Source organism: Xanthomonas pisi DSM 18956 (assembly GCF_001010415.1).
Taxonomy (GTDB): Bacteria; Pseudomonadota; Gammaproteobacteria; order Xanthomonadales; family Xanthomonadaceae; genus Xanthomonas; species Xanthomonas pisi.
The window spans coordinates 79,636-95,370 of the sequence record NZ_JPLE01000016.1 but is presented as its reverse complement, the minus strand read 5'-3'; the positions used below and the strand labels follow the sequence as shown (position 1 = coordinate 95,370).

Below are 15,735 nucleotides of genomic sequence, written 5' to 3'. Positions count from 1 at the left end.
CGCCCTTAGGGCACCTTCCCCCGCAGGCGGGGGAAGGCGGCATTGGCAAGCGGGGGAGAGGGCGGCATTGGCAGGCGGGAAGACAGCGCTGGCAGCGTGGAGGTGGGCGCAGCATCGCTCTTGCCTTCTCCCGCAAGCGGGAGAAGGTGGCGCGCAGCGCCGATGAGGGCGGGGCTGGCGTGCGCGGTCTCCGCAGGATGCGCGCCGCTATACTGGCCGTCTCAGTCATGGGATAGCGCGAATGGACAGGCAGCAATCAGGGACGAACTGGCGTGGTACGCGGCGCATGCTGCTGTGGGTGGTGCTGCTGGTCGTGGCGATCGGCGCGGTGGCCTGCAAACGCAACGAAAGCGGGCAGCTGCCTGTCGCCAGCGGCGAGGCGATCAAGGCCGACAAGCAGGCCATCACCGGATTCGGGTTGGTGCGTGCCTATCCCGACCAGACCGGCGACGGTTTGTCGCTGGCGCTGGAATTTTCGCGTCCGCTGGTGGGGACGCAGGATTTCGATGCGCTGGTGCGTTTCGAAGAAAAGGTCGGCACCGGCGACAGCAGCTGGTCGCTGTCCGATGACGGCAAGACGCTGCGCTACCCGTATGTGGAAGCGGCCAAGGACTACACCGTGCTGGTCGACGCCAACCTGCTGGCCGCCGATGGCAGCCGCCTGGGCAAGCCGTTCAAACAGAAGGTCTACACCGGCGCGCTCAAGCCGGTGGTCGGGTTCGCTTCGCAAGGCAGCGTGCTGCCGGCGCGCGAAAGCCGCGGCCTGCCGGTGGTGTCGGTCAATGTGCCGGAAGTGGACGTGGAGTTCCTGCGCGTGCGCGAGAAGTCGCTGCCGGCGTTCTTCCAGCAGTTCCAGCGCGGCGGCCGTCGCGGCAGTTGGGAGCTCGAGAGCGAATACAGCGGCAAACAACCGCTGTCCAAGCTGGCCGACCCGGTGTACGTCAACCGTTTCATCCTGGGCGGCAAGCAGAACGAGCGCGTGCTGACCTACCTGCCGACGCAGGACATCAAGGAACTGCAGGAGCCTGGCCTGTATTTTGCGGTGATGAAGCGCGCCGGTAGTTTCGAGAGCGAGCAGGAGACCGCGTTCTTCACCGTCAGCGACATCGGCCTGCACACGCGCGCCTACAAGGACAAGCTGTTCGTGCACACCGCCTCGCTGCAGAGCGGCGAGCCGATCAAGAACGTGGAAGTGCGCATCCTCGATGCCAAGGGCGAGCTGTTCCTCAAGGGCGCCACCGACGGCAACGGCAATGCGCTGCTCAACTACACGCTTGATGCCGGCCACGTGCTGGTGGCGCGCAGCAAGACCGATGTCTCGTTGCTGCCGTTCAACCAACCGGCGCTGGACCTGAGCGAGTTCGCGGTGGCCGGTCGCCAGAGTGCGTGGTTCGATGTGTTCGCCTGGGCTGGCCGCGATCTGTATCGCCCCGGCGAGACCATGCGCGTCTCGGCGATCCTGCGCGACAACGATGGCAAGCCCACCAAGCCGCAACCGGTGTTCCTGCGCCTGAAGCAGCCGGACGGCAAGACCTTCCGCGAAACCAAGCTGCAACCCGGCCAACAGGGCTACTTCGAATTCGCCCAGCAGATTCCTGCCGATGCGCCCACCGGCCGCTGGCAGGTGGAGTTCCGTACCGACCCTGCCAGCAAGGATGCCGTGCAGGGCATGACGGTGCGCGTGGAAGAGTTCCTCCCCGAGCGCATGAAGCTGGATCTGGATGCCGCGCAAAAGACCTTGAGCGCCGGCCAGCCGTTCACGCTGGTCGCCAATGCCGCGTATCTGTATGGCGCGCCGGCCGATGGCAACCGCTTCACCGCCAAGCTTGCGGTGAGCGTCGAGCAGCATCCGCTGGAGGCGTTGCCGGGCTGGTTCTTCGGCGACCCCACCTTGGAACTGCCGCGCGAAGCCAAGGACGTGATCGATACCACGTTCGGCAGCGACGGCATCCTGCGCGAAGACATCGCGCTGCCGGCCGAAGCCAAGCCGGTCAGCACGATCGCCGCGGTGGTCTCCGGCAGCGTCTACGAAACCGGCGGGCGCACGGTCACGCGCACGGTCAAGCGCGTGCTGTGGCCGGCCAAGGCGCTGGTCGGCGTGCGTCCGTTGTTCGACGACGCCGATGGCGCCGATGCCAATGGCAACGCACGCTTCGAACTCACCCGCGTGGATGCCGACGGCAAGCCGCAGCCGGCCAAGGGCCTGAAGGCCACCCTGGTGCGCGAGCTGCGTGACTATCACTGGAACTACACCGACGACCATTGGGACTACGACTTCACCCGCCGCTTCGAGAACAAGGACACCCGCACGCTCGATGTGGGCAGCGGCAATGCCAAGCTCGATTTCCCGGTGGAATGGGGCGAGTACCGCCTGGACGTGTTCGACCCGGCCACCGGGCTGACCACGCGCTACCCGTTCCGTGCCGGCTGGAGCTGGAACGACGAAAACCGCGGCCTGGATGCGCGCCCGGACAAGGTCAAGCTGGCGCTGGACAAGACCGGCTACCGCGCCGGCGATACGCTCAAGGTCACGCTGACCCCGCCGCATGCCGGCAAGGGCGTGCTGCTGGTGGAAAGCGACAAGCTGCTGTACGTGCAGGACATCGACGTCAAGCCGGGCAGCAGCTTCGAAATTCCGGTGACCGACGCGTGGGAACGCCACGGTGTCTACGTCACCGCGTTGGTGTTCCGCGGCGGCAGTGCGCCGAGCAAGATCACCCCGGCGCGCGCGGTGGGCGTGGCGTATGTACCGATGGACCGCAAGGCGCGACGCGTGGCGGTGGGCCTGGCCGCGCCCAAGCAGATGCGCCCCGAGCAGGCGTTGCCGGTGACGGTGAGCGTGCCCGAGCTGGCCGGCAAGGCGGCGCACGTGACCATCTCGGCGGTGGACGTGGGCATCCTCAACATCACCCGCTTCCCGGTGCCCGATGCCAACGCGCAGTTCTTCGCGCAGCGTCGTCTGGGCACCGATGCCTACGACATCTATGGCCGCGTGATCGAGAGCTTCGAAGGCGCCAGCGGCAAGCTCAAGTTCGGCGGCGACATGGCGCTGGAAGCCTTGCCGCAGGCCAAGCGCCCGACCGCGCGCGTGCAGACCGTGGATCTGTTCTCCGGGGCGGTGACGCTCGATGCCCGTGGCAATGCGCGCGTGCAACTGCCGGTGCCGGATTTCAACGGCACCTTGCGGGTGTCGGCGCTGGTGTATTCGGACACGCGTTATGGCAACCGCGACATGGAAACCATCGTGCGTGCGCCGATCCTGGCCGAAGCCAGCATGCCGCGCGTGATGGCGCCGGGCGACCGCAGCACGGTGACGCTGGACGTGCAGAATTTCACTGGCAAGCCGGGCGAGTTCAACGTGCGTGTGGACGGCATCGGCCCGCTGTCGATTGCCGAGGCTTCGCGCAGCATCAAGCTGGGCACCGATGCCAAGCAGACGCTGAGCTTCCCGCTGACAGCCACCGAAGGCTATAGCGTGGCCAAGGTGCGCGTGCGTGTGGACGGCAATGGGTTCAAGGCCGACCGCAACTACGAGCTGCCGGTACGTGCCGGCTGGCCGCAGGTACTGCGCACGCAGACGCGCGTGCTCGACCCGCTGGCACCGGTCGCCCTGGACAGCGCCAATGCCGATGGCCTGATGGCCGGTTCGGTCACCGCGCGCATGCTGGTCAGCCCGCTACCGCCGATTCCGTTCGCCAGCGCCATGCAGGGCGCGCTTGACTACCCTTACGGCTGCGCCGAGCAGACCACCAGCAAGGGGTATGCCGCGCTGTTGCTCGACGAGGCCATTGCCAAGGCGCTGGGTACCAAGGGGCTGGATGCAGCCACGCGCCGCGAGCGCATGGAAGGCGCGTTCGGCCGCCTGGCGTCGATGCAGATCGCCAGCGGGCATTTTTCGATGTGGGGCGACGATGGCTACGTCAATCCGGGCCTGACGCCGTACATCGCCGAGTTCCTGCTCGATGCCAAGGACGCCGGCTTTGCGGTGCCCGACAACGTGCTGCAGAAGGCGCTCAATCGCCTGAGCGAAGACCTGCTGTCCGGCGGCAACGAGTTCTATGGGCAGGACCGTCGCGAAAACCTGAAGTTCGCCAATCAGGCGTGGTCCGGTTACGTGCTGGCACGCGTCAACCGCGCTCCGCTGGGCACGCTGCGCGCGCTGTACGACAACCAGCGCAGCAAGGCGCTGACTGGCCTGTCGCTGGTGCATCTGGGTGCGGCATTGTCGTTGCAGGGCGATAGCAAGCGTGGCGAGGCAGCAATCAAGGCCGGGTTTGCCAAGGACAGCGCCGAGCGTCCGCGCTATCTCGGCGATTACGGCAGTGCGGTGCGCGACGATGCCTTGATGATGGCATTGCTGCACGAGCGCGGACTGTCCAGGCCCGAGTACGACACCCGCGTGGTGGCCCTGGGGCAGGCACTGGATGCACGCCGCGCCGGCGGTGTGTTGTGGCTGAGCACGCAGGAGCAGATCGCACTGGCGCGGCTGGGCAAGGCGTTGATGGTGGGGCAGGGCAAGCAGGTCTCTGGCAGTTTGACGGTCGGCGGTGAGGTGCAGCAGATCGCACCAGCCCGCGTGTTCGCACGCAGCTTCGACAGTGCGGCGCTGGCCCGTGGCGTGCAGTTCGCGCCGCAGGGCGAGGCGCCGATGTATGCCAGCATTGAAGTGGCCGGCATCCCGCGTACCGCACCGGAGGCGGACACGCGCCACCTCAGCGTGGAGCGCAGCTGGTACACCACCGACGGCAAGCCGTGGACGCCGCGCGCGTTGAAGGAAGGCGAGGCGCTGATCGTGCGCGTCACCATTACCGCCAACGAATCGATGCCCGATGCCTTGCTCACCGATCTCTTGCCGGCAGGCCTGGAAATCGAGAATTTCAATCTTGGCGATGCCAAGCAATGGGCCGACGTGGTGGTGGACGGCATCGGCATCAGCGAGCGCTCCAGTGCCGCCGACGTCAAGCACGAAGAGTTCCGCGACGACCGTTATGTGGCGGCGCTGGCGCTGTCGTCGGGCAGCAAGGCGCAGGTGTATTACCTGGTACGCGCGGTGACGCCGGGCACCTACACCGTGCCGCCGTCGCTGGTGGAAGACATGTATCGGCCGGAGCTGCGTGGCGTGGGTCGCACTACCCCGGCAACGATCACGGTGGTGCAGCCGTAAGGCGACAAGGTAGGAGCGCGCTCGCGCGCNNGCGCGCGAGCGCGCTCCTACGTTCGGGGTTTTCTCACCGAAGCAAGCGTCCGATTCCGATGCAAGTGCTTGCATAGGCGGGCCAGCATGCGTCGATGATCAACTCTATTTCCGCAGGACATCGTGCGCTTCGTCGTGGCCAGCGCTCGCTGGCAAATTGCTGCTATCTCCTCACCGTTACCACCTGCCAGCGGCGACGTGTTTTCGACGATTTTCAGCTGGCCGCGTCAGCGTGCCGCGCGTTCATCGCCGCGCTGCCAGAAGATGCCACGTTACTTGCCTGGGTGCTGATGCCGGACCATGTCCACTGGCTGGTGCAGTTAGGGGATGTCACTCCGCTCGCGCGGACGGTGTCATGCATGAAGGCAGCAAGCACGCGTGCAGTCAACAAGCAACGTGGGGTGCCCGCCGCAGTTTGGGCGCAGGCTTACCACGATAGCTGCCTGCGCAAGGACGACGATCTGCGCACCGTGGCTCGTTACCTTATCGCCAATCCGCTACGCGCCGGACTGGTCGAGCGGGTCGGCGCTTATCCATTCTGGGATGCAATCTGGCTGTCGTAGGAGCGCGCTTGCGCGCGATTGGGCGTCACCGGGAAAGCCCCATCGCGCGCAAGCGCGCTCCTACGTCAGCGCTTCTTCGCTTACGGCGACATCGTTGCGCACTGTCTTTTCGATGCGATGCGCGCGACACGCAAGGGTCATTTTCAGTGGCTACGGTGGGGTGCTTTCTCACAGGCGTGGCGCCCTTGCTGCGCGATCTCGGGATTCCATGCAGCGCTCCGATGTATACCGTTTGCACCTGTCTGTTCTTGCCATCGCCATCACCGCCTGTTGTTCGGGCGTGCAGGCGCATGCCTTCGACTCTTCCAACGCGGTAGCGCAGACCTCGTCGGCTGCAATGCCTGCAGACGCAGTGGGGACCATATCCACTGCGGTAACGCCCGCCGCAGCATCCAATTCGTCGTCGCCAGTCGCCGAAGCCTCGACTGATGCCGCATCCTCCAGCTCCGGCGTGCAGACATTGGACGCCATGCAGGTTACCGGCGTGCGGCGTGCCAATGCCGCTGCGGTGGAAAGCAAGCGCGCGGCAACCAACATCACCGATGTGATCAGCGCCACCGATGTGCGCGCCTTGCCCGACAGCACCATCGTCGAAGCGCTGCGCCGCGTGCCCGGCCTGTCGGTATTGCCGGCCACCGACAACGAGCATCCGCGCGACGAGGCCGCCACCCCGGTCTTGCGCGGCCTCGGCCCGTCCTACAACAACGTCACCATCGATGGGCTGACCATTGCCTCGCCCGGCACGCCGAACGGCACGCTCGGCTCGATCACCCGCGGCGTGCGTCTGGACCTGCTGCCGGCGTCGATGGTCAGTGAGTTGCAGGTGGTCAAGACCTTCACGCCTGACCTGGATCCCAACGCAACGGGCGGGGCGATCAACCTCAAGACGCGCAGCGCATTCGAAAACGGCGGCAAGCCCTTCTTCAGTGCCGAAGCCGCGCTCGGTCACGCCAACAATGTCGGCAAGCCGCGCGATCAGGACGACCCCGGCTATCGTTTGAACGCCACCGGCAGCCGCACCTTCGGCAGCGAGCAGCAGTACGGGGTCACCCTGTCGGCCAACTACCAGACGCTGAGCAGCTACACCGAAACCCATATGACCACCGACACGGTGCATTACGGGTTCTACGACAACAACGGCGCGCTGCAGACCGGCGCCAATCTCGGCAATGGCTGGGCGGTGCCGCAGCAGGACAAGTACTGGTACGTGCAGAACCAGCGCGACCGCTATGGCGTCACCGGCAAGTTCGAAGTGCATCCCAGTGCCGCGCTGGAAGCCTATGCAACGGCCGGTTACTACTATTTCAAGGACAACATGGAGCGCAACGAGGTCATCATCGACCCGCGCAACCGTGGCCAGGTGTTCAATCAGACTGCCAGCTCCGGCAGCTATCCCGGCGGCGACATCGAGGTGGGTTACTCGAACCAGATCGTCACCACGCGCACCAAGGTCGCGCAGCTGGGCACGATCTGGCGGCCCACCGATCGGCAACAGTTCTCCGCGCGCGGCGCGTGGTCGGATGCGACCTACGACGAGCCGATCCGCATGATCAAGTACGCCACCGGCATCACCCGCGCCGCACCGGTACAGGTGGGCCAGACCGGCAGCGGTGTGACCATCAATGCCACGCCCAATTACGCATTCAACTACGACACCTCCGGCTTCGATCAGCGCTTCGGGGTGTCGCCGCAGGCCTACAACGATCTGGGCAACTACAGCCTGTCGTACTGGCGCCCGGACTACAAACGCACTGCCGCCGATCGCATCCTCACCGGCCGGCTGGATTACGGTTTCAACCAGGGCGAGAGCGATCAGGGCATCGGCTTTGCCGCGGGCGTGTCGTACACCACCGACAAACCGTCCTACGACATCTATCGCGTCGAATATCAGCCCAATACCAGTGCGCCGGCGTTTGGCCTGGCCGATGTGGCGGGTACCGGCCTGGCGCCGATGCGCTACGCCGGCCTGAACCTGATCACCATCGATCCAGACAAGGCCAATCGCGCATTGGCTGCAACGCCGTTGAGCGCGTTCAACAGCACCGACCAGCAGGCCTTCAGCAATCAGGACAACTTCACCCATACCGAAAAGACCTTCGGCAGCTATGGCCTGATCAGCTATCGCAGCGAGCGTTTCAATGTGCAGGGCGGTCTGCATTTCGACAGCACCAGGCTCGATACGGTCGGCCGCCAGCGGCAGCTGGATGCCGCGACCAACCGCTATGTGTATGTCGATAACCCGACCAGTGCCGATTACCACTATCTGCTGCCCTCGGCCATCATGACCTACCACCTGACCGATGCATTGGACCTGCGCGCCGGCGCAAGCCGTACGCTCGGCCGCCCGCCATACGATGCGTACGCGGCGCGCACCTCGATCGGCTTCGTCAACACGGCCGATGCCGGCAACCCGAATGCGCAAGGCGTCACCGTCACCATCGGCAACCCGGACATCAAGCCGCGCGTGTCCAATAACCTGGATCTGTCGCTGGAATGGCGCCTGCCTGGCGACTTCGATGCGTTCGCGTCCACGGCCGTGTTCGACAAGCGCATCCAGGACGAGATCTTTACGCTTTCGCGCACCGACAGCTTCACGTTCGACGGCACCACCTACGCCAACGCGCTGATCAGCACGCCGGCCAATGCCGCCAAGGCGCGTATCCGCGGGGTGGAGTTCAATGGCATCGTCAACACCCTGGCGCCGATCGCACCGTGGCTGAGTGGGGTCGGTTTCAGCGCAAACTTTGCGGTGCTCGATGGCAGCCTGGATGTGCCCTACAGCGTTGGCAGCGGCAGCAATGTGAGCCAGCGCGAGCGCAAGCTCGACAACCTGGTCGGGCAGCCCGACTACACCGCCAACGCCACGCTGTTCTACAACAGCGGCGGGCTGGAGCTGCGCGCGGCCTACAATCGTCAGGGCAAGGCCTTGCGTGCCATCGTCAGCAATATCGACTGGCAGGACCTGTATTGGTCGCCGCGTTCGCAGCTGGATTTCACCGCGACCTATGCGATCAGCAAGCAGCTCAGCCTGATCGGCCAGGTCAGCAACCTTACCCACAGCCGCATCACCAGCGTGACCGGCCCCGGGCAGAACCTGCTCAAGGACAGTTATTCGGTACCCACGACATATTGGTTCGGCTTGCGCTTTACGCCGACGTTCTAGGCGTGGCGAAGCTGGCATGGCGAGCAGAGCCCAGGTAGGTGCGTGCAGTGCGTGGAAATCAAGATGTGCACCTGGCAGAGGCCATGCCGCGTGCCGACCGCGCTCACCTGACGGTAGCGCAGTGGTTTTGTTAATTCCTTCATAGTGGAGTTGTTCGATGAGCTTACGTACTGCCGCCACCGTCGCGGCCATGCTGTGCGCGGCACTGGCCACCCATGCGAGCGCGGCGCCCACCGGCGTGGCCGCAATCCAGGCCCGGCTGACCAATCCTGACGGCGGCATCGTGGTGGTGGCTCATCGCGGTTGCCATGCGCCGGCGCCTGATCATGGTTTCAAGGACAGCGCACCGGAGAACTCGCTGGCCGCGCTGGAGCGCTGCATCGCCATCGGTGCCGACGTGATGGAGACCGATGTGCGGCGTGCCGCCGACGGCACCCTGGTGATGCTGCACGACGCCACCGTGGACCGCACCACCGACGGCACCGGCAAGCTGTCCGAGCTGACCTTGGCCGACCTGCAAAAATTGCGGCTGCGCAGCGACGAAGGTGGCACGCAGGCGCCGCTGACCGACCAACGCGTGGTCACGCTCGAGCAGATGCTGGCCAGGTCCAAGGGCCACATCCTGCTCAACCTGGACGTCAAGGATGCGATCTACGTGCAGGTGGTCGATGCGGTTGCCCGTGCCGGCATGCAGCACCAGGTGATCGTCAAGGCCGAAGCCGGCATCGCCACGCCGCCCCTGGCGGCGATGCTGCCGTTCGACGAGGTGTATTTCTTCCCGATCCTGATCAACGCCCATGGCACTGCCGACCTGGCCGCGATCGCCACTGCGCAGACACGCAACGCGCATCCGGTCGCGTTCGAGCTGCCCAAGATGTCGGCAGCGCGATTGCCGGCGTTGGTTGCAGTGAGCAAGGCACATAACGTGCGGCTGATGGTCAACTCGCTGTGGGACGGCTTCATCGCCGGCTACGGCGGCGACGCCGATGCCGAGCGCGATCCTGACAAGGTGTGGGGCCGCCTGTACCGCGAAGGCGTGTCGATCATCCAGACCGATGCGCCGGAAGCCTTGCTGCGCTATCGCGCGTCGCTGGAGCAGCGGTGAGCGTCGCGTTGCATCACCGCATGCAGCTGGCCTGCGACGGGAGCGGATGTCGCCGCGCAATGTGATCCGTGGAACTGCGGCGGCGATGTTGCCGTTATAGTCAGCGTTCGTTTGCACGCAAGGACGTCTGCATGCCGCTCGATACATCCCTGCGCCGACTCACGCCGCATGTCGTCTGGTTGTTGGTGCTGCTGGTCGCGCTGCAGGTGCGTGATGTGGCCAAGGCCCTTGGTTTTCCAATCCCGAAAATTCCGGTGCCTTACGGCGGTGGGATTCTCGACAATCTGCTCAGCGTAGTGGTCGTGCTCGTCGCAGCGGCGTTGCTGCGTCCTGGCATGCCAGGCGAGCTCGCGGCGCGTCTGGGGTTGCGTTGGAACGGCTTACGCGGTCCGGCGCTGACCTTGCTGGCCACACTGCCGTGTTGGCTGGGGCTGTGGACGCAGTCCAGTTCGGTCGGCACCGACGATCTGCTTGGCCTGCTCTGGTTGGCGCTGCTGTTTCCGCTAGCGGAAGAAATCGTGTTTCGCGGTTTCGGCTTCGTCTTTGCCTGCCGTGCGCTGGCCTGGCGTCCTGCAATCGCCGCGCTGGTGCAGGCGCTTGTGTTTGGCGGTGTGCATTGGCTCGGTGCGGGCGGCGGAGGTGGCGAGGCGTTGCTGATCTTCGCCATCACCGGTCTCGGCGCACTGCTGTTTGCCATCGTGGACGCGCAGGATGGCTACACGATCTGGAGCGGCTGGGTGTTGCATGTCTCGCTCAACGCGGCCTGGACGGTCTTTGCGGTCTCCGATTCGGCCGCCAGCGGCTGGCTCGGCATTGCGTTGCGCCTGTCTGCGGTATTCCTGGCGATGGGGCTGCTGCGGCTGTTCGTAAGGCCGCGTCGCTCGCCGCACGCGGACGTGGTGGGCTAGCGCACCTGTCGTCGCGCAAGCAGGAGCGTACAGTCACGTTCATCGCTCAACGCCGCAGCTTGCCGCGCGCGATGGTGGCCGAAATGCGTTTTGCCCTGCATCCTTGGCAGGATGGATGAGCAGCAGCACGCGCAGGCAAGGATCGACCAGACGCAGGAACGCGTCGCTGGCAAGGAGGGCGTTGCCCGGCGTGGCCGGCGCTGGTTGACGGGGCTACGCTGGAGCGCCGTGGCACTGTTGTCTGCGGTGTTGCTGCTGGACCTGGCCTTCCCACTGCCACTACCCAAATCACGGGACACCTCAACGCTGGTGGTGGCCCGCGATGGCACGCCACTGCGCGCGTTCGCCGACCGCAACGGGGTGTGGCGTTATCCGGCCAGCCCGCAGAGTGTGTCGCCGCTGTATCTGCAGGCGCTGCTCAATTACGAGGACCGCTGGTTCTGGCGCCATCCCGGAGTCAACCCGTGGGGCCTGTTGCGTGCCGGCGGGCAATGGATGGGGCAGGGGCGCATCGTCTCCGGCGGTTCGACCTTGACCATGCAGGTGGCGCGCATCCTCGACCCGCATACGCGCACGCCGTGGGGCAAGGCCAAGCAGCTGCTGCGCGCGCTGCAGCTGGAAGCGCACCTGAGCAAGCGCGAGATTCTGACGCTGTATCTGGAGCGCGCGCCCTATGGCGGCACCATCGAAGGCGTGGAAGCGGCCAGCTGGGCGTACCTGGGCAAGCCGGCCAAGGCCTTGTCGCAGGCCGAAGCTGCGTTGCTGGCGGTGTTGCCGCAATCGCCCAGCCGCCTGCGCCCGGATCGCCATCCCGAAGCAGCGCAACGCGCGCGCGACAAGGTGCTCGATCGCATGGTGGAGCTGGGCGTGTGGTCGCGCGCGCAGGTGGACGATGCGCGGATCGAGTCGGTGGTGACGCGTTCGCTCAAACCGCCGTTGCATGCGGCGCTGCTCGCGCAGCGGTTGCACAGCGCGCAACCGCGCGCGCCACGCATCGTGACCACGCTGGATGTGGAGCTGCAGCGCACCCTGGAAGAACGCGTCACCACATACTTTTCGCAGCTGCCCGAGCGCACCTCTGCGGCATTGCTGGTGGTGGACAACACCACCATGGAAGCGCGCGCGTATGTGGGCTCGGCCAGCTTCGGCGATCGCAAGCGGCTGGGGCATGTGGACATGGTGCAGGCCTGGCGCTCGCCCGGTTCCACACTCAAGCCGTTCCTGTACGGCATGGCGTTGGACGATGGGTTGATCCACTCCGAAAGCCTGTTGGTGGATGCGCCGCAGAGTTTTGGCAGCTACCGGCCCGGCAATTTCGATGCGGCCTTCAATGGGCCGGTGAGCGCGGCGACGGCGTTGCGGTTGTCGCTGAACGTGCCGGCGGTGGACCTGCTCGACCGGATCGGCCCGGCGCGGTTTGCTGCGCGGCTGTCCAATGCCGGGATCGAGCTGCGCTTTGCGCACGGCAGCGTGCCCAATCTGGCGTTGATCCTGGGTGGCACAGGCGCGCAATTGCAGGAACTGGTCGGTGCATTTGCGGCGCTCAATCGCGGCGGCATCGCCGGGCGCGTGCGCTATACGCCGGACGATCCGCGCATCGAGCGCCGGCTGATGTCGCCGGGCGCGGCCTGGATCGTGCGCGAGATCCTGCAAAGCAATCCGCGCCCCGGGTACGGCAGCGGCACCTTCGACACCGCCACGCGCCCGGGCGTGGCCTGGAAGACCGGCACCAGTTATGGCTATCGCGATGCCTGGGCCATCGGCGGCACGCGGCGCTATACCGTTGGCGTGTGGGTTGGCCGCCCGGATGGCACGCCATTGCCGGGCCAGTACGGTGCGGTGACCGCATTGCCGTTGATGTTCGAAGTCATCGATGCATTACCGCGCAACGCCGGCGACAGTGCGCCGCTGCCGATGCCGGCCACGGTGCAGGCGAGGGAGATCTGCTGGCCGCTGGGTGGCGCACTGGAGCAGACGCCGCCGAAACTGTGCGCACGTCGTGCCGAGGCTTACGCACTGGACGGCGCGTTGCCGCCCACCTTCGCCGAACGCGATGCGCGCCTGTGGCAAAGCGGGCGGCTGCAGTTCGAAGTGGACGCGCGCAGCGGCCAGCGCCTGTCGCAGGAGTGCACGCAGCCGCACGTACGCACGTCGCGTGCATTGGCGCGCTGGCCGGCGCTGGTATCGCCCTGGCTCAGTGCGGCAGAACGCACGGCCGCACAGTTGCCGCCATTGGCACCGGACTGCCTGCCGGACGGGCGCATGACCGGCGGCGGCGTGCTGCGCATCGACGGGCTGAGCGACCGCGCCACCTTGGCCCGCGCAAACGACACCGCACGCCCGGTGCGCCTGCAGTTGCGCGCGCTCGGCAGCGAGGCGCGCATCGACTGGCTGTTGGACGGCCGATGGATTGCCCAGACCGACGGACGCCAGGGATTTCAGCGCGACTTTGCCGAAGTGGGTGCGCACACGCTCACCGCCATGGCCAGCGACGGCGCCTGGACGCAGGTGCGGTTCCGCGTCTTGCGTTGAGTGGGGCAGTCGCCGCGCACGTTGGCGCGCAGTTGGGCGCGATTGGGCGTTATCGGTCAGGCTCGTCACGCCCAGGTGCGCTCCTACGGTGGGGCGTGGTTGGCACCTGCCGCCAACAAAACAGGGCGCCGATGGCGCCCTGTTTTGTTGCATCTTCGACAGCACGATCGCATCGGCACGATCCGCACCGATGCAACACACTCACTCGCCGATCCAGCCTTCCAGCATGTCGGCAAATTCGTCGGCGTGCTCTTCTTCCTGGGCCAGGATGCTCTCCAGGATGCGCTTGGTGGTGGTGTCCTTGTCGCCGATGAAGTCGATCATCTCGCGATAGCTGTCGATGGCGATGCGCTCGGCGATCAGGTTCTCCTTGACCATGTCGCGCAGATCGGTGCCTTCCTTGTATTCGGCGTGCGAGCGCTTGGTGAGCGTGTCCGGATTGAGGTCCGGCTCGCCACCCAGCTGCACGATGCGCTCTGCCAGCTTGTGCGCGTGCGCCTGTTCCTGCTGCGCATGTTCCAGGAACTCGCCCTTGACCGCATCGGCAAGCATGCCCTTGGCCATGAAGTAGTGGCGGTAGTAGCGCAGCGTGCACACGTACTCGGTCGCGAGCGCGGTGTTGAGCAGCTCGATCACTTTTTCGCGATCGGCATGGTAGCTCTCGGTGATGGCGCCGTCTTCGATGCTCTGGCGTGCGCGTGCGCGCAAGGTGGCGGTATCGGTGATACCGGCGGAGGTTTTGCTGGCTGGCTGATCAGACATGGCTGGCCGTTTTCCTTCTGAGTGGACGGGGGAATCGCTCTTTCAATCGGGTAGATGCTGCAGCACGTAATCGGCCGCAGACACCTTGAACTCGCCGGGCTCTTCGACGAACAAGGCCTTGACCACGCCGTCATCGGCATACAAGGCATAGCGGCGCGAACGCAGGCCCATGCCCGAACCGCTCGCATCGATCTCCAGGCCAAGCGCGCGTACCAGTTCGGCGTTGCCGTCAGGCAACAGGTGCAGGCCATCGGGAACCAGCTGGCTGCGGCCCCAGGCCTGCATCACGAACGGGTCGTTGACGGCGGTGCACAACACTTCGATACCGCGTTTGCGGAACTCCTCGAAGTGCTCCACATACCCCGGCAAGTGCTTGGCCGAGCAGGTTGGCGTGAAGGCGCCCGGGACTGCGAACAGCAGCACCTTGCGACCGGCGAACAGGCTATGGGTGTCGACCGCTTCGATGCCTTCGCGCATGCGCTTGAGCACCACTTCGGGAATGCTGTCACCAACGGCGATGGTCATGGTGCTGGGCTCCTATGGCTGAACGAATTCTAGAAAAGGGCAGGGGAAAAGCGCGTCAACGCGCTTGAAATCCGCACGGCCACGCCTATCTGACGCACATGGCCGGCGCGATGGTGCATGCCGCAGCTGCCGGCCCTTCACCCAACCTTTTGGAGGCTTGCAATGAACATCGTTCGTTATCCCCAGTGGCCCACGCACGCCCTGCAAAACGAGATCAAGCACGTGTTCGATCGTTTCTTCGAACAGAACAGCGATACCGACGAATCGGCCGTGGTCACCGCCCAGTGGGTGCCGCGTGTGGACATCAAGGAGGAGCCCAACCACTTCGTGCTCTATGCCGACCTGCCGGGCATCGACCCCAGCCAGATCGAGGTGCAGATGGACAAGGGCATCCTGTCGATCAAGGGCGAGCGCAAGAGCGAGTCCAGCACCGAAACCGAGCGCTTCTCGCGCATCGAACGCCGCTACGGCAGTTTCCACCGCCGCTTTGCGCTGCCCGATAGCGCCGATGCCGACGGCATCACGGCGGCCGGTCATAACGGTGTGCTGGAAATCCGCATTCCCAAGCGCCCGGCAGCGACCCCGCGTCGTATTCAGGTGGGCAACGGGCATGACACCAGCGGCAGCACGGTGCAGTAAGCGCCAGCATGCGCAGCGGCGGCTGGAGGGCTTGGGCGTTTGGGTGTGCATGACGCCCGGGCCCGGTTCGCCAGTTGCAGGCGCCCGGCATCGCAGCGCGCTGCCGGGCACGCGCTGCCAGGCAAAGGACCTGGAGCGGAGTCGCCGACTTCGCTCCCCGGCGACGGCCGCGCCGTAGAATAGGCGCGGTCGCCCGCCCGGCTGCGAAGAGATCGGCCAGCAACCCAGTTGCGTGACCGCCCCGCGGGCGCGGTGGGTGTCTGGAATCGTCAGGTACGGCACGTATCTGCGGCTCCCACCCCCGCGCCACGCATGGCCGTCCCAACCCGGTGTCTGCCTCTCGA

At 65.7% G+C, this 15,735-nt stretch carries 9 protein-coding genes; 7 read left to right on the top strand and 2 right to left on the bottom strand.

The features are described 5' to 3' along the window. The first annotated feature begins 286 nt into the window (after positions 1-286). The 6 genes from Y887_RS04225 to pbpC all read left to right on the top strand — a co-directional run bounded on the left by Y887_RS04225 (position 287) and on the right by pbpC (position 13,465). A complete protein-coding gene (locus Y887_RS04225) occupies positions 287-5,164 on the top strand; it encodes an alpha-2-macroglobulin family protein (RefSeq protein WP_162199149.1) in 4,878 nt (1,625 codons plus the stop codon). 125 nt (positions 5,165-5,289) lie between these two features. Further along, the gene (locus Y887_RS04220) at positions 5,290-5,757 is read left to right on the top strand and encodes an REP-associated tyrosine transposase (protein ID WP_046963155.1); all 468 of its coding nucleotides are present in this window, start codon (positions 5,290-5,292) and stop codon (positions 5,755-5,757) included. A 469-nt stretch (positions 5,758-6,226) separates the two neighbouring features. Further along, positions 6,227-8,920 carry a TonB-dependent receptor gene (locus tag Y887_RS04215; protein ID WP_425445603.1) on the top strand — a complete coding sequence of 898 codons (2,694 nt, stop codon included), beginning with the start codon at positions 6,227-6,229 and terminating at the stop codon, positions 8,918-8,920. A gap of 157 nt (positions 8,921-9,077) precedes the next feature. Continuing rightward, positions 9,078-10,025 carry a glycerophosphodiester phosphodiesterase family protein gene (locus Y887_RS04210; protein WP_046963153.1) on the top strand — a complete coding sequence of 316 codons (948 nt, stop codon included), beginning with the start codon at positions 9,078-9,080 and terminating at the stop codon, positions 10,023-10,025. 131 nt (positions 10,026-10,156) lie between these two features. Next, entirely contained in the window at positions 10,157-10,933 is a 777-nt protein-coding gene (locus Y887_RS04205) for a CPBP family glutamic-type intramembrane protease (RefSeq protein ID WP_181112809.1), read from the top strand. A 111-nt stretch (positions 10,934-11,044) separates the two neighbouring features. Further along, positions 11,045-13,465, top strand: a complete 2,421-nt coding sequence (pbpC, locus tag Y887_RS04200; RefSeq protein WP_046963151.1) for a penicillin-binding protein 1C — start codon at positions 11,045-11,047, stop codon at positions 13,463-13,465. Between the two features lie 201 nt (positions 13,466-13,666). Here pbpC and Y887_RS04195 read toward each other — a convergent pair whose 3' ends face one another. Together Y887_RS04195 and Y887_RS04190 are read right to left on the bottom strand one after the other, a co-directional pair. Continuing rightward, positions 13,667-14,227, bottom strand: coding sequence for a ferritin-like domain-containing protein (locus Y887_RS04195; protein WP_046963150.1), 561 nt, complete (start codon positions 14,225-14,227; stop codon positions 13,667-13,669). A gap of 42 nt (positions 14,228-14,269) precedes the next feature. Continuing rightward, positions 14,270-14,752, bottom strand: coding sequence for a peroxiredoxin (locus Y887_RS04190; RefSeq protein ID WP_046963149.1), 483 nt, complete (start codon positions 14,750-14,752; stop codon positions 14,270-14,272). 162 nt (positions 14,753-14,914) lie between these two features. Here Y887_RS04190 and Y887_RS04185 point away from each other — a divergent pair, with 162 nt between their 5' ends. Beyond that, positions 14,915-15,391 (top strand): Hsp20/alpha crystallin family protein, encoded by a 477-nt coding sequence (locus tag Y887_RS04185; RefSeq protein ID WP_046963148.1) that lies wholly within the window; start codon positions 14,915-14,917, stop codon positions 15,389-15,391. Positions 15,392-15,735: the final 344 nt, after the last annotated feature.